This is a genomic window from Variovorax boronicumulans NBRC 103145, from assembly GCF_001591345.1.
Lineage (GTDB): Bacteria > Pseudomonadota > Gammaproteobacteria > Burkholderiales > Burkholderiaceae_C > Variovorax > Variovorax boronicumulans.
In genome coordinates, this window is the sequence record NZ_BCUS01000001.1 from 131886 (window position 1) to 155037 (window position 23152).

21 protein-coding genes and 2 tRNA genes are annotated in these 23152 nt (G+C 68.3%); 10 read left to right on the plus strand and 13 right to left on the minus strand.

Annotation, left to right across the window (positions count from 1 at the left end):
- Nucleotides 1-9: 9 nt before the first annotated feature.
- The 5 genes from VBO01S_RS00630 to polA form a co-directional block, all read right to left on the minus strand.
- A complete protein-coding gene (locus VBO01S_RS00630; RefSeq protein ID WP_062468925.1) occupies nucleotides 10-2175 on the minus strand; it encodes a TonB-dependent receptor in 2166 nt (721 codons plus the stop codon).
- A gap of 117 nt (nucleotides 2176-2292) precedes the next feature.
- Nucleotides 2293-2652 (minus strand): hypothetical protein, encoded by a 360-nt coding sequence (locus VBO01S_RS00635; protein WP_062468927.1) that lies wholly within the window; start codon nucleotides 2650-2652, stop codon nucleotides 2293-2295.
- Between the two features lie 41 nt (nucleotides 2653-2693).
- Nucleotides 2694-3596: a LysR family transcriptional regulator gene (locus tag VBO01S_RS00640; RefSeq protein ID WP_062468929.1), complete on the minus strand. Its 903-nt coding sequence runs from the start codon at nucleotides 3594-3596 to the stop codon at nucleotides 2694-2696.
- 22 nt (nucleotides 3597-3618) lie between these two features.
- The gene (locus VBO01S_RS00645; RefSeq protein WP_062468932.1) at nucleotides 3619-4905 is read right to left on the minus strand and encodes a M20/M25/M40 family metallo-hydrolase; all 1287 of its coding nucleotides are present in this window, start codon (nucleotides 4903-4905) and stop codon (nucleotides 3619-3621) included.
- Nucleotides 4906-4958: 53 nt separating this feature from the next.
- Entirely contained in the window at nucleotides 4959-7775 is a 2817-nt protein-coding gene (gene polA, locus VBO01S_RS00650; protein ID WP_062468936.1) for a DNA polymerase I, read from the minus strand.
- Nucleotides 7776-7872: 97 nt separating this feature from the next.
- On the opposite strand from polA, the gene VBO01S_RS00655 reads away from it, so the two are divergent.
- From VBO01S_RS00655 to VBO01S_RS00665, 3 genes are all read left to right on the plus strand, one after another.
- Complete coding sequence (locus VBO01S_RS00655; protein WP_062468938.1) at nucleotides 7873-8247, plus strand: hypothetical protein; 375 nt, start codon at nucleotides 7873-7875, stop codon at nucleotides 8245-8247.
- A gap of 73 nt (nucleotides 8248-8320) precedes the next feature.
- Nucleotides 8321-9370 carry a homoserine kinase gene (locus tag VBO01S_RS00660; protein ID WP_062468941.1) on the plus strand — a complete coding sequence of 350 codons (1050 nt, stop codon included), beginning with the start codon at nucleotides 8321-8323 and terminating at the stop codon, nucleotides 9368-9370.
- A 171-nt stretch (nucleotides 9371-9541) separates the two neighbouring features.
- On the plus strand, nucleotides 9542-10372 hold the full coding sequence (locus VBO01S_RS00665; protein ID WP_062468943.1) for a BPSS1780 family membrane protein: 831 nt from the start codon (nucleotides 9542-9544) through the stop codon (nucleotides 10370-10372).
- 46 nt (nucleotides 10373-10418) lie between these two features.
- On the opposite strand, the gene VBO01S_RS00670 is transcribed toward VBO01S_RS00665, so the two are convergent.
- Nucleotides 10419-12872, minus strand: coding sequence for a UvrD-helicase domain-containing protein (locus tag VBO01S_RS00670; RefSeq protein WP_062468945.1), 2454 nt, complete (start codon nucleotides 12870-12872; stop codon nucleotides 10419-10421).
- 200 nt (nucleotides 12873-13072) lie between these two features.
- Here VBO01S_RS00670 and VBO01S_RS00675 point away from each other — a divergent pair, with 200 nt between their 5' ends.
- Both VBO01S_RS00675 and VBO01S_RS00680 read left to right on the plus strand, forming a co-directional pair.
- A complete protein-coding gene (locus tag VBO01S_RS00675; protein ID WP_062468946.1) occupies nucleotides 13073-13726 on the plus strand; it encodes an OmpW/AlkL family protein in 654 nt (217 codons plus the stop codon).
- 220 nt (nucleotides 13727-13946) lie between these two features.
- Nucleotides 13947-14924 carry a GMP reductase gene (locus tag VBO01S_RS00680; protein ID WP_062468948.1) on the plus strand — a complete coding sequence of 326 codons (978 nt, stop codon included), beginning with the start codon at nucleotides 13947-13949 and terminating at the stop codon, nucleotides 14922-14924.
- A gap of 37 nt (nucleotides 14925-14961) precedes the next feature.
- Here VBO01S_RS00680 and VBO01S_RS00685 read toward each other — a convergent pair whose 3' ends face one another.
- A complete protein-coding gene (locus VBO01S_RS00685) occupies nucleotides 14962-15828 on the minus strand; it encodes an alpha/beta hydrolase (protein ID WP_062468950.1) in 867 nt (288 codons plus the stop codon).
- Nucleotides 15829-15919: 91 nt separating this feature from the next.
- Between VBO01S_RS00685 and VBO01S_RS00690 the strand changes: the two genes are divergently transcribed.
- Nucleotides 15920-15995 (plus strand) — tRNA-Ala (locus VBO01S_RS00690).
- Between the two features lie 75 nt (nucleotides 15996-16070).
- On the opposite strand, the gene VBO01S_RS00695 is transcribed toward VBO01S_RS00690, so the two are convergent.
- A complete protein-coding gene (locus VBO01S_RS00695) occupies nucleotides 16071-16778 on the minus strand; it encodes an SDR family NAD(P)-dependent oxidoreductase (protein WP_062468952.1) in 708 nt (235 codons plus the stop codon).
- A gap of 150 nt (nucleotides 16779-16928) precedes the next feature.
- Here VBO01S_RS00695 and VBO01S_RS00700 point away from each other — a divergent pair.
- Together VBO01S_RS00700 and VBO01S_RS00705 are read left to right on the plus strand one after the other, a co-directional pair.
- Nucleotides 16929-17004 (plus strand) — tRNA-Lys (locus tag VBO01S_RS00700).
- A gap of 124 nt (nucleotides 17005-17128) precedes the next feature.
- The gene (locus VBO01S_RS00705) at nucleotides 17129-17413 is read left to right on the plus strand and encodes a hypothetical protein (RefSeq protein WP_062468955.1); all 285 of its coding nucleotides are present in this window, start codon (nucleotides 17129-17131) and stop codon (nucleotides 17411-17413) included.
- 5 nt (nucleotides 17414-17418) lie between these two features.
- Here the strand turns inward: VBO01S_RS00705 and VBO01S_RS00710 are convergent, their stop codons facing one another.
- Entirely contained in the window at nucleotides 17419-18420 is a 1002-nt protein-coding gene (locus tag VBO01S_RS00710) for an alpha/beta hydrolase (protein WP_062468959.1), read from the minus strand.
- An 89-nt stretch (nucleotides 18421-18509) separates the two neighbouring features.
- Here VBO01S_RS00710 and VBO01S_RS00715 point away from each other — a divergent pair, with 89 nt between their 5' ends.
- Nucleotides 18510-19562 (plus strand): DUF2272 domain-containing protein, encoded by a 1053-nt coding sequence (locus tag VBO01S_RS00715; protein WP_062468961.1) that lies wholly within the window; start codon nucleotides 18510-18512, stop codon nucleotides 19560-19562.
- A gap of 37 nt (nucleotides 19563-19599) precedes the next feature.
- On the opposite strand, the gene VBO01S_RS00720 is transcribed toward VBO01S_RS00715, so the two are convergent.
- The 4 genes from VBO01S_RS00720 to VBO01S_RS00735 all read right to left on the minus strand — a co-directional run bounded on the left by VBO01S_RS00720 (nucleotide 19600) and on the right by VBO01S_RS00735 (nucleotide 21967).
- Nucleotides 19600-19854 carry a DUF3297 family protein gene (locus VBO01S_RS00720; RefSeq protein WP_062468964.1) on the minus strand — a complete coding sequence of 85 codons (255 nt, stop codon included), beginning with the start codon at nucleotides 19852-19854 and terminating at the stop codon, nucleotides 19600-19602.
- Nucleotides 19855-19919: 65 nt separating this feature from the next.
- Nucleotides 19920-20384, minus strand: coding sequence for a ribonuclease HI family protein (locus tag VBO01S_RS00725; RefSeq protein WP_062468967.1), 465 nt, complete (start codon nucleotides 20382-20384; stop codon nucleotides 19920-19922).
- A gap of 37 nt (nucleotides 20385-20421) precedes the next feature.
- Complete coding sequence (locus tag VBO01S_RS00730; protein ID WP_062468970.1) at nucleotides 20422-20892, minus strand: DUF4124 domain-containing protein; 471 nt, start codon at nucleotides 20890-20892, stop codon at nucleotides 20422-20424.
- A gap of 106 nt (nucleotides 20893-20998) precedes the next feature.
- Nucleotides 20999-21967 carry a LysR family transcriptional regulator gene (locus VBO01S_RS00735; protein WP_082817908.1) on the minus strand — a complete coding sequence of 323 codons (969 nt, stop codon included), beginning with the start codon at nucleotides 21965-21967 and terminating at the stop codon, nucleotides 20999-21001.
- A 108-nt stretch (nucleotides 21968-22075) separates the two neighbouring features.
- Here VBO01S_RS00735 and VBO01S_RS00740 point away from each other — a divergent pair, with 108 nt between their 5' ends.
- Nucleotides 22076-23152 (plus strand): aromatic ring-hydroxylating dioxygenase subunit alpha, encoded by a 1077-nt coding sequence (locus VBO01S_RS00740; protein WP_062468976.1) that lies wholly within the window; start codon nucleotides 22076-22078, stop codon nucleotides 23150-23152.

A 23152-nucleotide genomic window follows, 5' to 3' on the forward strand; every position in this document is an offset into this window, starting at 1 on the left:
TCCTTCAGTTCAGAAGCTCACGCGCACCGACACATCGGCCGTGCGCGGCGCGCCGAGGTAGGCAAAACCGGCGCCGACGTTGGCCGCGTACACGCGGTCGGTCGCGTTGCGCACGCGCCCCACCAGCGTGACGTTGCGGTTCACCTGCCAGCTCAGCCCGAGGTCGAGCAGCGTGTAGCCGGGCCAGTGCATCGTGTTGGCCGCATCGGCATACACCTTGCCCACATGCCGCACGCCCGCCGTGGCCTGCAGGCGCGGCGTGATGGCGTACGACACCCAGAGGTTCGCGACCACCGCCGGCGTGTTGGTCGGCGTGCGGCCCGCGAGCGACACGCCGCCCTGGCGGAACTGGTCGTAGCGCGCATCGACGTACGTGAGGTTGCCCTGCAGCGACCACTGCGGCGTGGGCTGCAGTCCGAGCGCCAGCTCCACGCCCTTGGACGACTGCTCGCCGACCAGCACCGTGAGCGCGCTGTTGGCCGGGTCCTGCGTCGCGATGTTGGTGCGGCGGATGCTGTAGGCCGCGAGCGTGGCCGTGCCCTTGCCCTGCCAGAAGTCGAGCTTGGTGCCGACCTCGACCTGCCGGCCGGTGGTGAGCTCGCTGTTGTTGCGCACGTCGGCGAACGAGGCGGTCGAGAGCACGCCCGAGGGCGGGTCGGCCGCGGTGGCGTACTGCGCGTACAGATTGGCGCCGGGCGCGAAGTCCCACACCAGGCCGATGCGGCCGGTGGTGGGCTTGTAGCCGCGATGGAAGGTGGCCGGGTTCGCCGCGTCCACGGTGCGGCGGTTGACCAGGTCGAGGTCGATGCGCTCGTGGCGCAGCGCCGTCACGAGGTGCAATGACGGCTGCAGCGCGGTGCGGTTCTCCAGGTACAGCGCGGTGGTCCGCACCTTGTTGTCGCGGTCGGGCCGGAAGCCCGGTGTCATGCCCGGCACGTCGAAGAAGCGCTCGGTGGCGAAGACATACGGGTTCACCGTGCTCACGGTGCCGGGCAGGCTGTTGGGGAAACGCGTCTGCCGGTTCACACTGAAGTCCAGCCCGAAGGACCAGTCGCTCTTCAGCCCACCGATCTGCCCCTTGTAGAGGCCTTCGACGCGGTTGCCCCACACGTCCTGGTCGTGCCGCTGCAGCAAGGCGCCCGAGCGGATGACGGCCGTGTTGCGCGCGTTGTAGCGATAGTTCTCGACGTTGCGGTAGTCGCGCAGCGCGTCGTAGGCATAGAAGGTGTTCTTGAACTGCAGCGCGTCGCTGGCCTGCCATTCGGTGACCGAGCGCAGCCACTGCACGCGCTGCGCGTAGAGGCCGTCGGCGCTGTTGTAGTTCTTGAAGCGTGTGCCGCGGTCGATGCGCATCTCGCCGCCCGCCGGGTTCAGCACCGGCGTGCCCCAGTAGGGCCGCGTGACGTCTTCGTCCTGGTATTCGTAGGCCAGCGTGTGCTTCAGGCCGCCGCCGAAGTCCGACAGCAGCGAGGCCGCGAGCTGCGTCGATTGGCTCTTGGTGCCGTCGGTCCTGCCGTGGGCGTCGCGGTGGTTCACGTCGATGCGCGCGTAGTGGCTGCTCGCGCCGCCGTCGCCGGCGATGCGGCGGTTCAGGCCGAAGGAGGCCTCTTTCAGGTTCTGCGTGCCGAGGCGCAGTTGCGCTTCGGCAAAGTCGCTGCGCTCGGGCGCCTTGGTGATGTAGTTGATCGAGCCGCCCAGCGCACCCGAGCCGAACAGGAAGCTCGACGGGCCACCGATGGCCTCGACGCGGTCGTAGATCCAGCTGTCGACCGGGCGTGCCGCGATCGAGTACTGCAGGTTGATGCCGTTGAACAGCTGCGCGATCGAGCCGCTGCCGAAGCCCCGGTAGCTCACGCCGACGTTGCCGGGCGCGTCGTGCGCGGTCACGCCGGGCACGGCGCGCAGCGCCTCCTGCGTGTTCTGCGCGCCGCGCGCATCGAGCACCGCGCGGTTCACCACCGTGACGGAAGCGGGCGTCTCGCGCGGCGTGAGGCCCAGGCGGCTCGCGGTGTCGGCGGGCGTGTCGAGGTCGAGCCGGCCGTTGGGGCGCGGGGCGTCGTCGGCCACTTCGATCAAAGGCAGTGAAGACACGGTGGTCTGGGCTTGGACAGGCGAACTGACGGCGCCGAACAAGGCAAGCAGCCCCAAGGCGGGGGCACGGGAAAGGGTGGGCATGGCATCTCTCTTGCGACGGCGCTGGCGAAACCAATGAAGCACAGCGCCGGCCGCACAACGACCGGGAACACACCGCGCGGCCCGTTCAGGCGGCGTCAGGTGCAGGAACGACGAAGCTCAGGAGAGATGCGTGGGCGGCCCGCGCGCCGGCAGCGGCGAGGCCGTGGCTGCCGCGAGGCGGGCAGCGGGAATCGATTGCAGCGCGCGGCCCAGCGGCAGCGGCGTGGGCAGCGTCACCTGCACGGCGGCAGGCGGCGGGCCGGAGACCATGCACAGCGGGCAGTCCATGGCCGCCATGCCGACTTCGGTGGCGCCGTCGTCGCCCTGCACGATGAGCTTGACGGTGCCCGCGGCGGAGCACACGAGTTCGATCGCCTGCGGGTTCACGAGCGGCGACGCGCCCGCGACCAGCAGCGACGCCATGAACCACGCCAGCACCAGGCGGTGCATTGCGCAGAAGGTTCGAAGGGCGTGCATGGGCGCGGATTATGGCGCGAGGCGAATGCCCCGCACCTTTCTCAGGCGGTCTGCTCGATGGCCTCGCGCATGCAGCGCGTGATGCCGCGCACGGCCACCGAGTCGGGCCGGCCCGCGAAGCGCAGCGCGCGCACCGGCACCGGAATGTGCGGCTCCAGCGTCAGCACGTCGACCTTGGCACGGTCGGCCGAGCGCGCCGTGCAGCCGTCGACCAGCGCCACGCCCAGCCCGTGGTGTGCCATGGCCAGCGCCGCATGGTAGGTCTGCACCGTGACCACGGCCTGCTGGAAACCCACGCCCGCCTGCCGGCAGGCCTGGCTCAGGCTGGTGCCGACCGGGTCGCGGCCGTCCAGGCCGATCACCGGGCGGTCGATAAGGTCGTGCAGCGCCACCGAGCCGTTGCGCACCAGCGCGCGCGGCAGCATGCCCTTGGGCGCGACGCACACCATGCGGCTGTCGGCCAGCGTCTCCTGCGTGAGCGAGGGATGCACCGCGGGGCTGAAGGCGAAGCCCACGTCGGCCTCTTGCAAGAGCAGCGCCGACATGATCTGCGGCGAGTGCAGCGACTCGACCGTGATCGCGTAGCCCGGGTGCATCTCGCGGAAGGCCTTGAGCGCGCGCGGCAGGATTTCGTAGCTCAGCGCGAGCACGCTGAGGATGCGCAGCTCGCCCGTGTCGTTGCCCGCGCGCAGGTTCGCCGCCAGCCGCTGCACCTCGTCGAGCTGCGCAAACAGCCGCTCGATGTGCGGGTACAGCGTGAGCGCCTCGGTGGTCGGCGTGAGCCGCCCCTTGGCGCGCTGGAACAGCGGAAAGCCCAGCTGCAGCTCGGCATGCTGCAGCGTGCGGCTCACGGCCGGCTGCGTGATGTTGATGAGCCGCGCGGCCGCGCTCACGCTGCCCGCGAGCATGATCGCGTTGAAGACCTCGATGTGGCGCAGCCGCATGGCCGACAGCGGTCGGTGGCGGTCAGCGGACGGTGGTCTTGCCCGTCGCGATGTCCATCACCATGCGCACGCCCAGATAGAGACGCGGCTCGATAGAGTCGATCAGCACGTACTCGGCGTCGGCCGTGTGCGCGCCGAAGCCTTGCAGGCCGAAGCGTTCGATGACCGGCGCCTTGGTCTTGAGCGAGGCGAACGCCGCGTCGGTGCCACCGCCGGCGGCCTTGTCGTCGGCGCCCAGCGGGCGGCCCAGCTCGTCCTTGTAGATGGCCTGCGCGTGCTTGGCCAGCGCGCGCGACGCGTCGGTGGCCTCGAGCGGCGGACGGCGGCGTTCGAACTTGAGCTCGACCTTGGCCTCGGGCACTAGCTGCTTCTTCACGCGCTCGTTCACCTGCTGCTCGATGCGGTCGTAGTCGGCCACCTTGAGCACGCGCACGTCGGCGCCCGCGGTGGCGCTGGCCGGAATCACGTTGCGGTTGGTGCCTGACTTGGAGATGGTCCAGTTCATCTTCAGGCCCGTGGACGGGTCGGACAGGTCGCGCATCTGCAAGATCTGATGCGACAGCTCGTACAGCGCGTTCACGCCCAGCTCGGGCGCCGAGCCGGCGTGCGAGGCCTTGCCCGCCACGTTCAGCGTGACCGAGGCAATGCCCGCGGTGGCCAGCGAGAGCTTGTCGTCCTTGATCGATGCACCCTCGAACGACAGCACCGCGTCGTGCTCGCCGCCCAGCTTGGTGAGCAGCGCGCGCGAACCGGGCGAGCTGATTTCCTCGTCGCCGTTGATCAGCACGGTGAGCGTGCCGTAGTCCTTGAACTTCAGCGCCTGCAGCATCGACACCAGGTGCGTGATGACGGCCACGCCCTGCTTGTCGTCGGCAATGCCCAGGCCGTAGGCCTTGTCGCCGTCGACGCGGAACGGCTGCTTGTTGAGCATGCCCACGGTGTAGACCGTGTCCATGTGCGCGATGAGCATGATCTTCTTGGTGCCCGTGCCCTTGAAGGTGGCGCGCACCACGCGGCCGATTTTTTCGGGCGTGTCTTCCATGCGGTAGGCGTCGGCGCTCGGGTCGATGAGCTCGACCTCGCCGCCCAGTGCCTTGAACTTGGCGGCGATGAGATCGGAGATTTTCTCGAGGCCTTCGATGTCGCGGCTGCCCGACTCGATGGAGACCAGCTCCTTCAGCGTCTCGAGCAGGGCGGGCTTTTCCTTGGCGGCCAGCGCGGCGATGCGGGCATCAGGGGCTGCGGAAGCGCTGCCGAGGAAGGCCGCGCAGACGGCGGCGAGCAGGAAGGTGCGGGGCTGGAGTTTCATAGGCGTGTTTCTTCTTTCTGTCGTTTGTCTCTTGGGGATCGTGCGAAGGAGGATCAGTGGGCCTTGTCCCAGTTGGGACCGACGCCGATCTCGGCGAGCAGCGGCACCTTGAGCGCCGCCACGCCGGCCATCAGGCGCGGGATTTCGGTGCGCACCCATTCGACCTCGGCCTCGGGCACTTCGAACACCAGTTCGTCGTGCACCTGCATGATCATCTTGGTGGCGCGCTTTTCTTCGTCAAGCACGTTCTGTACCTTGACCATGCTGAGCTTGATGAGGTCGGCCGCCGTGCCCTGCATCGGCGCGTTGATGGCCTGGCGCTCGGCCGCCTTCTTGCGGGGGCCGTTGCCGCCGTTGATCTCGCTCAGGTAGAGGCGCCGGCCGAACACGGTCTCGACATAGCCCTTGTCGCGCGCGAACTCCACGATCTGGTCCATGTAGGTCTTCACGCCCGGGTAGCGCGCAAAGTAGCGATCGATGTACGAGGCCGCGGCCTTGGTCTCGATGCCCAGGTTCTTCGCCAGGCCGAAGCTGCTCATGCCGTAGATGAGGCCGAAGTTGATGACCTTGGCGTAGCGGCGCTGCTCGCTGGACACCTGGTCGGGCGTGGTGCCGAACACCTCGGCGGCCGTGGCGCGATGCACGTCGACGCCGTCGGTGAAGGCGCGCAGCAGCGACTCGTCGCCGCTGATGTGGGCCATGATGCGCAGTTCGATCTGCGAGTAGTCGGCGCTGGCGATCACGCTGCCCGCGGGCGCCACGAAGGCCTCGCGCACTCGCCGGCCTTCGGGCGTGCGGATCGGGATGTTCTGCAGGTTGGGGTCGTTGCTGCTCAGGCGGCCCGTGACGGCCACGGCCTGCGCGTAGTGCGTGTGCACGCGGCCGGTGCGCGGGTTGGCGAGCTGGCCGAGCTTGTCGGTGTAGGTGCCCTTGAGCTTCGAGAGGCCGCGGTGCTCGAGGATCTTGGCGGGCAGCGGATAGTCTTCGGCCAGCTTCTCGAGCACTTCTTCGTCGGTGCTGGGCGCGCCGCTCGGCGTCTTCTTGACCACGGGCAGGCCCAGCTTGGTGAAGAAGATTTCGCCGATCTGCTTGGGCGACCCGAGGTTGAAGGGCTGGCCCGCGATGTCGTAGGCCTCCTGCTCCAGCGCCATGATGCGCGTGCCCAGGTCGTGGCTCTGCGCGGCGAGCGTGGGCGCGTCGATCAGCACGCCGTTGCGCTCGATGCGGTACAGCGCCTCGCTCGAATCCATTTCGAGCTGGTAGATGTAGGCCAGCTTCTCTTCCTTCTGCAGCAGGGGCCACAGCGCGTGGTGCACGTCGAGCGTCTGGTCGCTGTCTTCGCACGAGTACTCGGCGGCCTTGGCGATGTCGACCTGGCTGAACGGAATCTGGTGCGCGCCCTTGCCGCACAGGTCTTCGTACGAGATGCCGCTGCGCCCCAGATGGCGCTCGGCCAGGGACGACAGGCCGTGCGGCTTGTTCACTTCGAGCACGTAGCTTTGCAGCATGGTGTCGTGCGCGTAGCCCTGCACCTCGATGCCGTGGTTGGCGAACACGTGGCGGTCGTACTTGATGTGCTGGCCGAGCTTCTTCTTGTCGGCGTTCTCGAGCCAGGGCTTGAGCCTGGCAAGCACCTCGTCGATCGGCAGCTGCGCGGGCGCGTCGGGGTAGTTGTGCGTGAGCGGAATGTAGGCCGCTTCGCCCGGCGTGACGCTGAAGCTGATGCCCACGATCTGCGCGACCATTTCGTCGAGTGAGGTGGTCTCGGTGTCGATGGCCGTGAGTTCGGCGGCCTCGAGCTTGGCGAGCCAGGCGTCGAACTGCGCCCACTCCATGATCGTGTCGTACTTCAGGTTGCTCGCGGGCGCGGCGGCCTCTTGCGCTTCCAGCTCCGAAGGCTCGTCGAACAGGCCGCCCTGGTCGCGGTCGGCCTTGGAAGCGGCCTTCTTCTTCGCGTTCTCTTCGATCAGCTCAGGCGGCACCTCTTGGGCTTCGAGCGACTTGACGAGGCTCTTGAAACCGAACTTCTCGTAGAAGGGCTTCAGCTCGGCCGTCTGCGGCGCGCCGACGGGCAGGCCTTCGAGCGAGGGCAGGCCTTCGACATGGCCGTTCAGGTCGCAATCGGTGCGGATGGTGACGAGGCGTTTGCTCAGCGGCAGCTTGTCGAGCGCCTGGCGCAGGTTTTCGCCGGCGGCGCCCTTCACTTCGGCGGCGCGTTCGACCAGCGCATCGAGCGAGCCGTATTCGAGCAGCCATTTGGCCGCTGTCTTGGGGCCGACCTTCGGCACGCCGGGCACGTTGTCGACCGTGTCGCCGATGAGCGTCTGGTAGTCGACCATGAGGCTGGGCGGCACGCCGAACTCGGCCGTCACGCCGGCGATGTCGCGCTTCTTGCCGTTCATCGTGTCGATGATGGTGATGTGCTCGTCGACCAGCTGGCTCAGGTCCTTGTCGCCGCTGGACACGATCACTTCGACGCCCTGCGCGGCCGCCACCTTGGCGAGCGTGCCGATCACGTCGTCGGCCTCGACGTCGGGCACGGTGAGCACCGGCCAGCCGAGCAGCCTGACCACTTCGTGGATGGGGTCGATCTGGCTGCGCAGGTCGTCGGGCATCGGCGAGCGGTTGGCCTTGTACTCGGGGTACCAGTCGTCGCGGAAGGTCTTGCCGGGGGCGTCGAAGATGCAGGCCGCGTAGTCGGCGCGCACCTCGCGGCGCAGCGCGGTCATCATGTTGATCATGCCCCGGATCGCCCCGGTGGCCGGGCTCTTGGGGTCGCCGGGCACGGCGCGCAGATCGGGCATCGCGTGGAAGGCCCGGTAAAGGTAGCTCGAGCCATCGACGAGCAGCAGCGTTTTCTTGTCGGTCATCGGGGCATTTTGCCGTGCCCGGACCGGCGTCCGGAACGACACCAGGGTCGGCTGGCGGCCGACACGCCGCCAGCGGGTGCACGCCTACAATCCGTGCATGCCTAGCTCCCCACTCCTGGTCGCCCGCCGCATCCTGCTGGCGCTGGCTTTCGCCACCCCCGTTGCCGCCCTCGCGCAGGCGCCGGCCGCGCCCGCCGCCAAGCCGGCCCCGGCGGAACCGCTACAAAATCAGGAGCAGGCCGACGGCCGGCGCAACCAGAAGGTCGAGCACATCCACACGGAAGACAGCGGCGCCTCGGTCGACGAGGTGCGCTACGGCGGCCGCACACAGAGCATCAACGTCAAGCCCAAGTCGAACATGCCCGGTTACGAAGTGCTGCCCAACGACGGCGGCAGCGCCCGCCCCGGCACGACCGGCGACGCGAACAGCGGCGGCAACGGCCCGCGTGTCTGGAACGTGCTGAAGTTCTGACCGTGACGCTGTCGTTTTCCTTCCCGCCCTCCCTCTTTTCTCCCGCAGCCGCCGTCCGGCGCTGAGCATCGCCATGGCAGTTTTTACCGAAGTCCAGTTCGGCGAGGCAGACGCGCTCGTCCAGCGCCTTGGCATGGGCGCCCTGCGCGAGCTGCGCGGCATCGAGGGCGGCATCGAGAACACCAACTACTTCGCCACCACCGAATCGGGCGAATTCGTGCTGACGCTGTTCGAGCGCCTGAGCGCCGAGCAGCTGCCGTACTACCTTTGCCTGATGAAGCACCTGGCCGGTGCCGGCCTGCCGGTGCCCGCGCCCGTGGCCGACCCGGCCGTGGCGCCGCCGACCGGCCATGCGCTGTCGATCCCCGCGCAGGCGCCCTGCGAGCTGCTGCACCGCGTGGCCGGCAAGCCCGCGGCGCTGGTGCAGAAGCTGTCGGGCCGCAGCGAGCTGGCCCCCACGGCCGCCCACTGCGCCGAACTGGGCGCGATGCTGGCCCGCATGCACCTGGCCGGGCGCGACTACCCGCGCATCCAGCCCAACCTGCGCGGCCTGCCCTGGTGGAACGAAACCGCCCCGGTGGTGCTGCCCCACATGGACGAGGCGCAAGCTGCGCTGCTGCGCGCCGAGCTGGCCTACCAGAACCATGTCGCCGAATCGTCGGCCTACGCGGCGCTGCCGCGCGGCCCGGTGCATGCCGACATGTTCCGCGACAACGTGATGTTCGCGACCGGCGGCGAGCCCGACGCGCCGCCGCGCCTCACGGGCGTGTTCGACTTCTACTTCGCCGGCACCGACACCTGGCTGTTCGACCTGGCCGTGTGCCTGAACGACTGGGCCATCGACCTGGCCAGCGGCCGGCACGACGCCGCCCGCGCCGACGCCCTGCTCGCCGCGTATGAAAGCGTGCGCAGGCTGAACGCCTCTGAGCGCGCCCTGCTGCCCGCGATGCTGCGGGCCGCCGCGCTGCGCTTCTGGATCTCGCGCCTGTGGGACTTCCACCTGCCGCGCGAGGCCAGCATGCTCAAGCCCCACGACCCGACGCACTTCGAGCGCGTGCTGCGCGAGCGCGCCACCCACCCGCACGCCATCGCCCACGTCCTCGAGCCGGCGCTGGCAGCCTAAAGAAGGTGTGACCGAACCCGCCATGCCCGCTCATCCCGCCCAGACACACCCACTCTGCGTTGCAAATGCTCGCCATAGCCCAAGCTATGGCTGCGCTTTGCGCCTTGATTGGGCGCGTCTGGGCGGCCTGCTCGGCCACGCCGGATTCATTCACACCTTCTGCCCCCCCACATGAAACTCCACCTCGTGCCGGCGCGCACCGGCTTCGACTGGGTCCGCCTCGGACTCAAGACCTTCTGGCGCCAGCCGTTGGCCTTCATCTCGCTGTTCTTCCTGCTGATGGCGATGATCTCGACGGTGTCGATGCTGCCGCTGCTCGGCAGCGTGCTCGCACCGATCCTGCTGCCCTTCATGACCCTCGGCCTGATGGTCGCGACCTCGGTGGCAGCAACCGACAACGCCGACGGCCTGGGCAACGCGGGCGACCTGGGCCGCCCCACGGGCTCGGCCATGTTCATCGCGGTGTTCGACGCCATGCGTACCGAATGGCGCTCGCTGGTGGTGCTGGGCGTGATCTCGGCCGTGTACTTCGTGCTGGCCGTCACGCTGACGGCACTGGTCGACGGCGGCCAGCTCATGCGCGCCTACCTGTTCGACGAGGCGGTGACGCCCGAGGTCATGAAGAGCAGCGAGTTCCTCACGGCGCGCACGCTGCTGATGTGCCTGAACCTGCCGCTGTCGCTGGCCATGTGGCATGCGCCGGCGCTGGTGCACTGGCACCGCGTGGAGCCGGTGAAGAGCGTCTTCTTCAGCATCGTCGCGCTGTTCCGCAACTTCGGCGCCTACGCGCTGTTCGGCCTGGCGTGGTTCGGCGTGTTCATGCTCGCGGGCATCGCCATCGGCCTGCTCGCCACCGTGCTGATCGGCGTCGGCGCCATGGGCTCCGACGGCGCAGCCCTGGCGATCGGCAACATCCTGATGATCGGCACCGCGCTGGTGCTGGCGGCCATGTCGCTGGCCTCGACCTGGTTCACGTTCCGGGACAGCTTCGACGCGAACTGAGGTCGGCATCGCCCGCTGCCCTTTCGGGCAAGCGGGACCGCCGGACTCAGACCGGCGTGAGCTTCGCCACCGACAGCGCCAGCCACTTCACCCCGTGGCGCGCGAACTTCACCTGCGCCCGCGCGTCGTCGCCGGTGCCTTCGAGCGCGGTCACCGTGCCCTCGCCGAACTTGTTGTGGAACACCTGCATGCCTGAACGCAGGCCGTGCGACGGCGCGGTCTTCTGCGGCGGCACGGGCGGGCTGGCGAAGGTGTCCTTGCCGGCGCTGCTGCCGCCACCACCGTAGCGGTTGCCGCCGCCTCCTCCACCACCGTAGCCACCGGCACCGCCGCGCGTGCTGCCGTAGCCGCCGCCATAGCCGAAGGCCGACGGCGCAAAGCCCTGGTTCTTCGGCGTGAGCCACTTGAGTGCGCCTTCCGGCAACTCGTCGAAGAAGCGGCTCTTGACGTTGTAGCGCGTCTGGCCGTGCAGCATGCGCGTCTGCGAATGGCTCAGGTACAGGCGCTTGCGTGCGCGCGTGATTGCCACATACATCAGGCGGCGTTCTTCCTCGAGGCTCTCGAAATCGCTCATCGAGTTCTCGTGCGGGAACAGGCCCTCTTCCATGCCGGTGATGAACACGCAGTCGAACTCCAGGCCCTTGGCGGCGTGCACGGTCATGAGCTGCACCGCGTCCTGCCCGGCCTGCGCCTGGTTGTCGCCCGACTCGAGCGCCGCGTGCGTCAGGAAGGCCGCGAGCGGGCTCAGCGTTTCGCCGGTTTCGGCATCGGGTGCCAGCGGCTCGTCGAGCACCGGCCGGTTGGGGTCGAGCCCCTGACTGGCGGGCGACTGGCGCAGCTCGTCGACCGGCAGCGCCACGGCGTCGCGGCCGAAGCCTTCCTGCGTGACGAAGCTTTCGGCCGCGTTCACGAGTTCGTCCAAGTTCTCCAGCCGGTCGGCGCCTTCGCGGTCGGCCTTGTAGTGTTCGACGAGGCCGCTGTGGTCGAGCACCAGCTCGATGATCTCGCGCAGGCTCACGCCCTGGGTCTGCTCGCGCAGCACGTCGATCTTGGCGACGAAAGCCGTGAGGTTCGAGCCGGCCTTGCCGCCGACCGCGCTCACCGCGTCGTGCAGCGAACGCCCGGCGGCGCGCGCCGCGTCCTGCAGGCTTTCGAGCGTTCGTGCGCCGATGCCGCGCGGCGGGAAGTTGACGACACGCAGGAAGCTGGTGTCGTCGTCCTTGTTCTCGAGCAGGCGCAGGTAGGCCAGCGCATGCTTGATTTCGGCGCGCTCGAAGAAGCGCAGGCCGCCGTACACGCGGTACGGCACCGAGGCGTTGAACAGCGCCGTTTCAATCACCCGGCTCTGCGCATTGCTGCGGTAGAGCACGGCCATTTCCTTGCGGTCGAAGCCGTCGCGCGCCAGCTGGCGCATTTCCTCGACCATCCACTGCGCTTCGGCGAGGTCGGTGGGCGATTCGTACACGCGCACGGGCTCGCCTGGCCCCTGGTCGGTGCGCAGGTTCTTGCCCAGGCGCTTCTTGTTGTGGCTGATGAGCTCGTTGGCCGAATCGAGGATGTTGCTGTAGCTGCGGTAGTTCTGCTCCAGGACGATCTGGCGGCGCACGTCGAACTCGCGCACGAAGTCGGTCATGTTGCCCACGCGCGCGCCGCGGAAGGCGTAGATGCTCTGGTCGTCGTCGCCCACGGCGATCACGCTGTTGTGCTCGCCCGGCGTGAAATGGCCGCCGATCGCCGTGTGGCCCGCGAGCATCTTCAGCCATGCGTACTGCAGGCGGTTGGTGTCCTGGAACTCGTCGACCAGGATGTGGCGGAAGCGCCGCTGGTAGTGCTCGCGCACCGGCTCGTTGTCGCGCAGCAGCTCGTAGCTGCGCAGCATCAGTTCGCCGAAGTCGACCACGCCTTCGCGCTGGCACTGCTCTTCGTACAGCTGGTAGAGCTCGACCTTCTTGCGGTCGTCGTCGCTGCGGGCCTCGATGTCGCCGGGGCGCAGGCCGTCTTCCTTGGCGCCGGCGATGAACCACTGCGTCTGCTTGGCCGGAAAGCGCTCGTCGTCGACGTTGAACTGCTTCATCAGGCGCTTGATGGCCGAGAGCTGGTCCTGCGTGTCGAGGATCTGGAAGGTCGAGGGCAGGTTGGCCAGCTTCCAGTGCGCGCGCAACAGGCGGTTGCACAGGCCGTGGAAGGTGCCGATCCACATGCCGCGCACGTTCACCGGCAGCATCGCGGTCAGCCGCGTCATCATTTCCTTGGCGGCCTTGTTGGTGAAGGTGACGGCCAGGATGCCGCCAGCGGACACCTGCCCCGTCTGCAGCAGCCAGGCGATGCGGGTGGTGAGCACCCGCGTCTTGCCGGAGCCGGCACCGGCAAGGATGAGCGCGTTGCCCGCGGGCAGCGTGACGGCAGCAAGCTGCTCGGCGTTGAGGTTGTTCAGCAACGGCGAGGCAGGGCCGCCCGTATCGGCTGCGGGCGCGCCGGAAAACAGGTCGTGAGGGAGCATGGGTGCCATTGTAGAAAGCTGCCCCGCCCAGGGCCCCGCCGGGCGCGCTTGCCCCTGCGGGCATGACCTGGATCAAGGCAGTGCCCGCCGGCGTGCGCGGGCCCGCCGCGCTTGCGACAGATCAAGCGAGGCGGCCATGCCCGGCGGGAGACTGCCCTCCAGTTGCCGGCCCTGCGCGCCGGCCGTCACTGGAGAAACCCATGCCCAAGAAACTCGCCCCCGCCTGCATCGCCGCCCTGCTCGGCGCCATGGCCGCCCTGCCGGCCGCAGCGCAGGAAGCACAAGGCAACTGGCTGGTGCGCGCCCGCGCCGTGTACCTGAAGCCGGCGAACCACTCGGCGCCGGTGGCCGACCTGTCGATTCCGGCCGATGCCATCACGGTCAACAGCAAGACCATTCCCGAGCTCGACGTCACCTACTTCTTCACGCCGAACATCGCCGCCGAACTGGTGCTGACGGTGCCGCAGAAACAGACGGTCACCGTGCAGCAGAGCGCGCTGGGCGGGCCGGTGGACATCGGCACCTTCAAGCACCTGCCGCCCTCGCTGATGCTGCAGTACCACTTCATGCCCACCGCGAAGATCCGGCCCTACATCGGCGCGGGCCTGAACTACACGCGACTGAGCAGCGTCAACCTGCAGGTGCCGACAGTGGGCCGCCTTCAGCTGCAGAACGAAAGCTTCGGCCTCGCGCTGGGCGCCGGCGTCGACATCGAGGTGGCGAAGAACACCTACCTCAACCTCGACGTGAAGAAGCTGCGCATCCGCAGCGCAGTGAACATGAATGGCGTGCAGCTGTCGACCGTGAAGGTCGACCCGTGGCTGTTCGGCGTGGGCATCGGCTACCGGTTCTGACAAAGAACCGCACTGCGGTCGTCGGGTATACGCAGCAACCCATAGGGTCAATACGCCCCGGCAACTTGCGCATCATCGCCATGGCCGTAAAATCAATCACCGGGCCCAAGTTTCTTGCGTCCGGTTTTTTTTGGCCGTCATTTTCATGACGCGACCACGAGAACCGGCCGGACCAAGCGCTCATTCGTTCCACTCAACGATTCCTTTCAGGAGCCTGGTCATGCAAATCTTCGATTACGACAACATCCTTCTGCTGCCGCGCAAATGCCGCGTGGAAAGCCGCTCGGAATGCGACGCCAGCGTCACGCTGGGCGAACGCACCTTCCGCCTGCCGGTGGTGCCTGCCAACATGAAAACGGTGGTCGACGAGTCGATCTGCCTGTGGCTTGCGCAGAACGGTTATTTCTACGTGATGCACCGCTTCGACCTGGACAACGTCCAGTTCGTGAAAGACATGCAGGGCAAGGGCGTGTTCGCCTCGATCTCGCTGGGCGTGAAGAAGCCCGACTACGACACCGTCGACCAGATGGTGGCCCAAGGCCTTGTGCCCGAATACATCACGATCGACATCGCGCACGGCCATGCCGACAGCGTGAAGAACATGATCGGCTACCTCAAGGCCAAGCTGCCGAAGTCGTTCGTGATCGCCGGCAACGTCGGCACGCCCGAAGCCGTGATCGACCTGGAGAACTGGGGCGCCGACGCGACCAAGGTCGGCATCGGCCCGGGCAAGGTCTGCATCACCAAGCTCAAGACCGGCTTCGGCACGGGCGGCTGGCAGCTGTCGGCGCTCAAGTGGTGCGCGCGCGTGGCCACCAAGCCCATCATTGCCGACGGCGGCATCCGCGACCATGGCGACATCGCCAAGAGCATCCGCTTCGGCGCGTCGATGGTCATGATCGGCTCGCTGTTCGCGGGCCACGAAGAGTCGCCGGGCAAGACGGTCGACGTCGACGGCACGCTCTTCAAGGAGTACTACGGCTCGGCCAGCGACTTCAACAAGGGCGAGTACAAGCACGTCGAAGGCAAGCGCATCCTCGAGCCCATCAAGGGCAAGCTGGCCGACACGCTGGTCGAGATGGAGCAGGACGTGCAGAGCTCGATCAGCTACGCGGGCGGCCGCACGCTGATGGACATCCGCAAGGTCAACTACGTCACGCTGGGCGGCGACAACGCCGGCGAACACCTGCTGATGTGAGCGCGACGGGCGGCCCTCTGCCCGCCCGTCTTTTCTTTCAGGCCTCGAGCAGTTGCACCGCATAGCGGTGCAGCGCGTGCGCCGGATCGGCCAGCGCATCGACCACGCCGAAGTGGTCGAGCCCCGGCAGCACCTCGCACACCGGCACGGTGTGACGGCCCCAGGCCTCGCGGATCATCGCGTTGTGGCGGATGAACTCCGCACTCTCGTTGCCCCCCACCGCCGCATAGAGCTGGCCGCGCGCCGGCGCGGGCCACAGCGCCGGGCTCGCGCGCCGCGCGTCGGCATCGGTGAGCTTCAGCGTGTGCTCGAGGAAGGGCGTGCGCTGCAACGGCCGCAGGTCGAACAGGCCCGAGACCGACAGCGCATTGCGCACCAGTTGCGCGGGCAGATCGGGCGCCACCGCCTTCCAGTCGCAGGCCAGCAACGCCGCCGCCATGTGGCCGCCTGCCGAATGCCCCGCGACGGTGATACGCGAAGGGTCCCCGCCATGCGCCGCCACGTGGCGCCACGTCCATTCGAGCGCCCGCACCATCTGCAAGAGGATGCCCGGCACCGTCACCGGCTGGTCGACCGGACCCGGGCACAGCGCGTAGTTGGGCTGCACCACGCAGATGCCGCGGTCGTGGAAGGCGGGGCTGATGAACGAGTGGTCCTTCTTGTCCATGGCGCGCCAGTAGCCGCCGTGGATGAAGACCAGCACCGGCGCATCGGGCACGGGCGCCGGAAAGACGTCGAGCGTTTCGTTCGGGCCGGTGCCGTAGGGCACGTCGATGCGGCACGGCAGCGTGTCGCGCGCCGCGGCGGAATCGCGCCCCCAGCGCGCGAAGTACGCGGGGTGGTCCTTCACCCGCGCCAGGTTGTTGTACATGCCTTCCAGCCAGGCGGGGTCGTGCGCTTCCATGCGGTGCTTGCTCCTTGTTTTTCCGGGGCGCATCTTGGCACGGCCGCGTGCATGGAAATGCGCGGCTGGATAAAATGTGGGCTGTGTTGGGGGGGGGGTAGCTCAGCTGGGAGAGCGCCGCGTTCGCAATGCGGAGGTCGGGAGTTCGATCCTCCTCCTCTCCACCAACCGACCCAGCAAAAAGGCCTTGGCAATCACCAAGGCCTTTTTCATTTGCAGCTGTGCGCTGCCGCCGGGAAATGTCAGGCGTCGAGCGTCAGGTGCTGGCCGTGCAATGCCGCGGCGCCCGGCGATGCCAGGAAGCCGATGGTCTGCGCCGCGACCGAGGTCGACACCCACTCGGCCGGGTTCGCGCCGGGCATCGCCTGGCGGTTGGCTGGCGTGTCCAGCACGCTGGGCGCCACGCTGTTGATGTTCACGCCGTGCGGCGCGGCCTCGGCCGCCATCGATTCCACCAACCGCTGCAGCGCGCTCTTCGATGCGATGTACGCCGCCATCGCCGGCAGGCCGCGCGCCGCCACCTTGGCCGTCACCGCGATGATGCGGCCCGCGCGGCGCTCGATCATCGAGGGCAGCACGGCCTGCGTCACGGCCACGAACGACCAGGCGTTGAGATTCATCATCCGGTCCCAGCTCGCACGCGTGAGTGCGTGCGTCGCCTCGCCCATCTCGAAGCCGCCGGCGATGTGCACCAGCGCGTCGACGCGGCCGAAGGCCTGCAGCACCTGGCCGGTGAGCGCGGCCATGTCGGGCGCCAAGGTCACGTCGCCGGCAAGCAGCAGGTGCTGTGAGTTGTCCAGGCCCGGGAAGACTTCGGCCAGGCGACCGGCGTGGTGGTCGACCAGCGCGAGCCGCGCACCCTGGTCAAGAAAGTGCTGGGCCACGGCCCGGCCCAGCGCGCCCGCGGCGCCGGTGATCAGTACATGGGGCGTGTTGCTTGCATCGCTCATCGAAAACTCCTCGGATAGGGGGTGGGGCGGGGCCCCGACGGTCGCGCATCCTAACGCTCTCGTACAAATGTGCAGAAATTTTTTGAAGTCCCAAAAAGATTGGTATATACTCGTGGTCTTGCCAGAAAACACTAACGGTTTTCAAAGCAAGGGCTCTTAGCTCAGTTGGTAGAGCAGCGGACTCTTAATCCGTAGGTCGAGTGTTCGAGTCACTCAGGGCCCACCAACCAACATCGCGGCAACGCTGGAAAGCCTGCTACCCACAAGGTAGCAGGCTTTTTTCATGGTGCGTTCACTTGTACGTTTGATCGCGCCGACGCGAACCTTCGCAAGCCCCTCCCCGACATCCCGTGAAGAAATCCAAACCCGCGCCATCGCCGAAATCCTTCGACCTCAAGCAGCACTGGCATTGGGGCCGCGGCATGCGCCAGTTGCGCATTGCCGACTTCCTGAAAGACGGCCGCCTGCTGGTTCCCGGCGACCTCACGGGCGAAGGTCCTGCCACCGACGACGGCACCGGTGCGCTGCGCACCGTGGGCGGCGTGCAGGTCGGCAGCGCCGACTATGAAACCGGCCTGATGTGGGTCGGCCGCAAGCTGCGCGAAGGCGACCTGCCGAGCAAGCCCCAGGGCTGACCTAGCTACGGCGCCGTGACGCGCCGCAAGAACTGCAGCGAGCGCTCCAGCGCCAGCCGCCCCGGCGCATCGTCGAGGTTGAACTGGTACTCGTGCGGCAACGCCGGCGTTTGATCGGCGGGGAAGAACAGGCTGTCGACCTGCACGCCCTTCGCGGTCAACGTCTCGGCCATCGACCGCGACTGCCCTTCGAGCGGATCACCATTGCCTGCAGTGATGAACGACGGCGGAAAGGCCCCGGTCACATAGCGGCGCACCGACGCAGTCTCGAAGGCCGGTGCGTTCTGGAAATCCTTGCTGCCGCTGTACGACCAGAACACGGTGCGCAGGAAACCGCCGAAGGCACCGTCGAGCCGGGCCTGTGCCGCGTCGTAGGCACCGCAATGCAACAGCATGCCGCGCAGCTGCTCGCGCGCAATCACGGGCGTGAGGCCCACGGCCTTCGCGTACCCCGGGACGGCCACCGCGTTCGCGACCTGCGCGACGATGTGCGCGCCCGCCGAGTCGCCGGCCAGCACGAGCCGCGCAGGGTCCACGCCCAGCCGCGCCGCCTCGCGCACGAGATACCCCAGCGCCGTGTTCACCTGCCGCACCGGCACCGGATAGCCCTGCCTGGGCGCGATCGAATAGCCCACTGCCACGACAGTGAAGCCCTGCCCCGCCAGCACGCGCGCGTAGTTCGCCACGTCGCGCCGGTGGCCCGAGACCCAGGCACCGCCGTGCACCCACACGATGGTGGGCAAGGGCTGCGCGCCCGCCGAGGCCGGGCGGAACACGTCGAGGTAGGCATCCGGGTCGGCCTCGTCGTAGTGCTGATCGAGCACCGCCGCGATACCGGGCGGCACGTGCTTCTGCAGCGACTGCGACGCGGCGTCCGAGCCCTTGCCGAAGGCGTAGCGGATCATCAGCACCGAAGGCCACGGGCTCCACTGGAACGCGGCATAGCCCACGACGACGAGGCCGGCGATGACGCCGAGGATCCGCAGCAGGATGGTCTTGAGCTTCACGGTGGAGCGCCTGCGCCGGACGGCCCGGCGCTTCAGGGAGCGCCCTGCATTCTGCTTGCCACCGGCATCGCCCGCTATGCTCGCCTCACATGTCGCCACCGCCCGTCATCGCGCCCTCCTCCGCGCTCACACAACCGCTGCGCCACGCAGCGCGCACGCTGTGCGCAGCCCTGGTGTTCGCGGCGGCGCCCACCCTCGCATCGGCAGCGTCCGGCTGCCTTGCCACGGCCTCCTACATTCCGCCACCGCCGCGCGCCCTCGCGATGGCGGCGTTGGCGCGCCAGGAGCACGTTGCCTTCGGCAGCCAGACCATGGACGCCGAAGGCCGGCTCACCGAGTCTGGCTATTCGGAAGCAGAAGACACGCGCTATCCGATCGACGCGCTGCCCGCATGGCAACGCGTGCTGCGCTACTGGCGCGCGGTCGATCCAGCGAGCGAGCGGTTGCCCTCGCTCGTTCGCTTCGGCGCCCCGCACGCGGCCGACCGCACGCGGCTGACCGACGCGCTGAACCAGGCGAGCGCCGCGCGCCTGCAAGGCCTGGGTGTCGGCCCCGGCCTGGGGCTGGACGCGTCGGACCAGCGCGCCATCGAGGTGGCCCTGCAGCGCGTCGCGGTGATCGACACGCCCTGGTCCGCCGCGTTCATCAGCTGGGTCGCACGCGAGGTCGGGCTCGGTGCCGACGAGTTCGTCTTCTCCGAGGCCCACGTCGACTACGCCGGCGCCGCCTGGCAGGCCGGCATCGACGAGGCAGCGGGCCGCGCAACACCGCAAGCCCTGCGCGCCTGCGACCTGATGCGCACGCCGCCGCGCCCGGGCGACCTCGTCTGCCATGCACGCGGCCCGCGCGGTGCCGCGCTCGACGGCTTCGCCAAGATCGGCGAGTGGCTCGCCGGGCGCCCCACGGGCGGCGCGCCGTTGCCAATGCACTGCGATGTGGTGGTGGGTGTGGACGGGGCGGGCTTCGATGCCGTGGGTGGCAACGTGCTGCAGTCGGTCACCTTGCGGCGCCTGGCCTTTGCGCCCGGCACGCGGCTGCTGGACCCGAGCTACCTGCCCGAAGGCTGCACGGCGGGCGGCAGCGCATGCATCGATCGCCACATGAGCCGGCAGCCGTGGTCGCTGCTGCTGCAGTGGCGCTGAAAGAAAAACAGAAACGGTAGGGCGTGCGCCCGGGCCGTCAGTCGCGGTAGTACACCTCGACAGCGCCCTTGAGCTTGATCAGCAGCGGGTAGCCCTTGCGGTCCAGCGTGCGGCCGGCGGGCACCTTGATCCAGCCTTCGCTGATGCAGTATTCCTCGACGTCCAGGCGGTCCTTGCCGTTGAAGCGGATGCCGATCGGGTGCTCGAACACAGCGGGAATGTGGTGCGGACTGCGCGGATCGGTCGAGAGATGGTCGGGCAGCGTGGGCTTGGAGGTGGCTTCTTCGGTCATGGGGAAACGGGTGTCTGAATCGACCCGAATGATAGAACCTGCCGCATGCCCCTTCGCGGGCGCCGCTAGCGCCGCTTCTTCCAGGCCTTGGGCGGCGGCTTCGGCCCGAAGCCCAGCGCGGCCCGCGCGAGCGCGTCGGCCTCGCCGTTGCGGTGGCGCGGAATCCATTGCACGCGCGCCTCGTCGAAGCCCTGCAACAGCGCGCGCGCCTCGTCGAACAGCGGCGCCATGCGCACGATCGGCCGCACGTCGGCAGCGCCGCTCAGCTGTTCGACCAGCGTGCTGTTGTCGCTGAAGGCCTGCACGGTGGTGGCGCCGCGCGCCTGCAGCTCGCGCAGCGCGAGCGTGAGCGCCCGCAGCTCGGCCTCGTTGTTGCAGCCCGTGGTGTGCGTGGCCTGCGAGAAGGTGTGGCGGGTGCCGTCGGGCTGCGTGATGACGACGCCGACACCCATGCGCCCGGGGTTCGGCATGGCGCTGCCGTCGCAGTGGACGACCCACGGAGGAAGGCGCTCGGGCGCGGCAACGGTCATGAAGAAGCAGGAAGCAGAGGAAAGAGGACGAACGCGCTCAGCAGTTGTTGCGCTTGATGCCCGCGAGATTGCACGGCCGCTGGCCGGGCGGTGGCCCGGGGTCGCGCGGCGGACGCGGCGGCCGGGGGTGATACCCGGGGCGCGGCGGGCCGTAGTACGGATCGCCGCCCCAGATGTAGGTCGGCCCCGGGGCGGCCGCGGGCGCCTCGCCCACCGGATAGCGCGGAATGATGGCCGGCCCCGAGGGGGCGGGCTGCGGCGGTGGGGCGGACGGCGCCGCGTAGTCCGAACGACGCGGCGTGTCTTCCTCGCTGGAGGCACGCGGCGGCGCAGGCGGCGGCTCGTCGATGCGCAGCTGCCGCGACTGCCTGGTGCCCGGCGGGCAGGCGCCGTCGGTGTAGACGATGCGGCCGTCGGCGTCGGTGCAACGCACCACCTCCGCCTGCGCGGCCGGAGCGGCCACGACAAGCCAGAGCAGCGAAACGAAAAGAATGGTGGGCGAGCGCATGGAGACGCCCTTTGTAACAGTGCGCGGCCGCTCGAACAAGCGTGCACGAAGAAACGGGTGGGGGCTGAGGTTCGCAGCAGAGGAAAAGTCGACGCCGGCCAGCACGTCAACGCGACTTGGCTCGCGCACTTTTCCTGGCCGCAGGACCGGCCTGCGTGGTGATGCGCGGGTAGTGCTCGAAGGTATGTTTCATCACATCGCGCAGCCAGACCACGGCCGGGTCGTGGTGAAAGCGCGGATGCCAGTGCTGGTTGAGCTGAAACTGGGGCACGGGCACCGGCGGCTCGAACATGCGCACCGTGCCCATGCGGGCGAAGACCTCCGCCAGTTCGCGCGGCACGGTCGCGAGCAGATCGGCGTGCCGGTCCATCAGGAGCGGAACCATCAGGAAGTGGGGCGTCATCACGGCCACGGTGCGGCGGATGCCCTGGTCTTCCAGCACCTTGTCGTAGCTCTCCGCCGAGTGGCCGGTGAGCGAGACCACGATGTGCCGCATCGCCTCGAAGCGCTCGCGCGTGAGGGTGGCGCCGATGTCCTTGTTCCGCGCGCTGGCGATGGTCACGAAGGAGTGCAGGAACAGGCGCTGATGAAACAGCCCCTCGGGCGCCGCACGGATGGACCCCACCGCCAGGTCGGCCTCGCCTGACGCAAGCAGCCCTTCGACCTGCTCGAGCGGCACCTGCAGCGTGCGCAGCGAACAACCGGGCGCCTCCTTCTTGAAGCGCTCGAGCAGCGGCGGCAGGAACACCAGTTCGCCCATGTCGGTCATGCACAGGGTGAAGGTGCGTCGCGCCAGTGCGGGCTCGAACCGGGCGCCCGCCAGGATCTGCTGGCGCACGGTGGTCATCACCTCCACCACCGCAGCGCGCATGCCCTCGGCCTTGCGCGTGGGCTCCATGCGGCTGCCGACCTTGACGAACAAGGGGTCGTCGAAAAAAGCACGCAGCCGGTTGAGCGCATGGCTCATCGCGCTCTGCGTCAGCCCGAGGCCCTGCGCGGCCTTCGTGACACTGGCCTCGCGAAACATCGCGTCGAAGACCGCCAGCAAATTCAGGTCGAGGTTTTCAGCATGCATGCCGCGCATTCTAGGAATGACTGAAATGACATTGATACATGAGAACCCTCGTCCTACGCTCTGCCCATGCCGTGACCCGAACGCGGCGAACAACAAAGGAGACGCCCCATGTTCATCAAAAACACCTGGTACGTGGCTGCCTGGGACAACGAGCTCACGCCGCAGGGCCTGTTCGCCCGCACCATCATCGGCGTGCCCGTTCTCATGTACCGCAAGGACGACGGCGAGATCGTCGCCATGGAAGACCGCTGCTGCCACCGCGGCGCGCCCCTGTCGGTGGGACGGCGAGAAGGCAACTGCGTGCGCTGCATGTACCACGGCCTGAAGTTCGACGCCTCGGGCCAGTGCATCGAGGCGCCGGCCCAGAAACGCATTCCCATCCAGGCCAGGGTGCGCACCTTCCCGGTGGTGCAACGCCACCGCTGGGTCTGGATCTGGATGGGCGCCCCCGACAAGGCCGACCCGGCGCTGATCCCCGACACGCCATGGCTGGACGACCCGCACTGGCGCAGCCTGGACGGCTACATCCACTACGACGTCAACTACCTGCTGATCTGCGACAACCTGCTGGACTTCTCTCACCTGCCCTTCGTGCACCCGACCACGCTGGGAGGCAGTGCGGACTACGCCGCCGCCCAGCCCAAGGTCGAACGCATCGACAACGGCGTGCGCATCACCCGGTGGGCCCTCGACACCGAGCCGCCGCCTTTCGCCCAGGCGGTCAAGGACTGGGGCAGCAGGGTCGATCGATGGAACATCTACAACTTCACCATCCCGGCCATCCTGCTGATGGACTCCGGCATGGCGCCCACCGGCCAGGGCGCTGCCGAAGGCAACCGCGAAGGTGCGATCGAGTTTCGTGGCTGCCAGGCCATCACGCCCGAGACGGAAAACTCCACCCACTACTTCTTCGCGCATCCCCACAACTTCGCCATCGACCAGCCCGAAGTCACGCACTCGATCCACCAGGCCGTGGTGGATGCCTTCGACGAAGACCGCGACATCATCACCGCGCAGCAAAAGAGCCTGGCGCTGGCGCCCGACTTCAAGATGATGGCCTTCGGCATCGACGCCGCGCTGAACCAGTTCCGCTGGATGGTCTCGCGCCGGCTGGAAGAAGAAGCGCTCGAAGAAGCCGGGGCCCGCCCTGCCTCCACAGCAGCGCCCGAACCCGTCAAGGCCTGA

Bases quoted from the DNA above. Each gene is read 5' to 3' on its own strand.
- VBO01S_RS00660 (WP_062468941.1), top strand. From the start codon at position 8,321: ATGGCAGTTTTTACCGAAGTCCAGTTCGGCGAGGCAGACGCGCTCGTC.
- VBO01S_RS00645 (WP_062468932.1), bottom strand. From the start codon at position 4,905: ATGAAACTCCAGCCCCGCACCTTCCTGCTCGCCGCCGTCTGCGCGGCC.
- VBO01S_RS00630 (WP_062468925.1), bottom strand. From the start codon at position 2,175: ATGCCCACCCTTTCCCGTGCCCCCGCCTTGGGGCTGCTTGCCTTGTTC.
- VBO01S_RS00655 (WP_062468938.1), top strand. From the start codon at position 7,873: ATGCCTAGCTCCCCACTCCTGGTCGCCCGCCGCATCCTGCTGGCGCTG.
- VBO01S_RS00730 (WP_062468970.1), bottom strand. From the start codon at position 20,892: ATGCGCTCGCCCACCATTCTTTTCGTTTCGCTGCTCTGGCTTGTCGTG.
- VBO01S_RS00680 (WP_062468948.1), top strand. From the start codon at position 13,947: ATGCAAATCTTCGATTACGACAACATCCTTCTGCTGCCGCGCAAATGC.
- VBO01S_RS00635 (WP_062468927.1), bottom strand. From the start codon at position 2,652: ATGCACGCCCTTCGAACCTTCTGCGCAATGCACCGCCTGGTGCTGGCG.
- VBO01S_RS00740 (WP_062468976.1), top strand. From the start codon at position 22,076: ATGTTCATCAAAAACACCTGGTACGTGGCTGCCTGGGACAACGAGCTC.
- VBO01S_RS00670 (WP_062468945.1), bottom strand. From the start codon at position 12,872: ATGCTCCCTCACGACCTGTTTTCCGGCGCGCCCGCAGCCGATACGGGC.
- VBO01S_RS00735 (WP_082817908.1), bottom strand. From the start codon at position 21,967: ATGCATGCTGAAAACCTCGACCTGAATTTGCTGGCGGTCTTCGACGCG.
- VBO01S_RS00695 (WP_062468952.1), bottom strand. From the start codon at position 16,778: ATGAGCGATGCAAGCAACACGCCCCATGTACTGATCACCGGCGCCGCG.
- VBO01S_RS00685 (WP_062468950.1), bottom strand. From the start codon at position 15,828: ATGGAAGCGCACGACCCCGCCTGGCTGGAAGGCATGTACAACAACCTG.
- polA (WP_062468936.1), bottom strand. From the start codon at position 7,775: ATGACCGACAAGAAAACGCTGCTGCTCGTCGATGGCTCGAGCTACCTT.
- VBO01S_RS00675 (WP_062468946.1), top strand. From the start codon at position 13,073: ATGCCCAAGAAACTCGCCCCCGCCTGCATCGCCGCCCTGCTCGGCGCC.
- VBO01S_RS00640 (WP_062468929.1), bottom strand. From the start codon at position 3,596: ATGCGGCTGCGCCACATCGAGGTCTTCAACGCGATCATGCTCGCGGGC.
- VBO01S_RS00720 (WP_062468964.1), bottom strand. From the start codon at position 19,854: ATGACCGAAGAAGCCACCTCCAAGCCCACGCTGCCCGACCATCTCTCG.
- VBO01S_RS00715 (WP_062468961.1), top strand. From the start codon at position 18,510: ATGTCGCCACCGCCCGTCATCGCGCCCTCCTCCGCGCTCACACAACCG.
- VBO01S_RS00725 (WP_062468967.1), bottom strand. From the start codon at position 20,384: ATGACCGTTGCCGCGCCCGAGCGCCTTCCTCCGTGGGTCGTCCACTGC.
- VBO01S_RS00665 (WP_062468943.1), top strand. From the start codon at position 9,542: ATGAAACTCCACCTCGTGCCGGCGCGCACCGGCTTCGACTGGGTCCGC.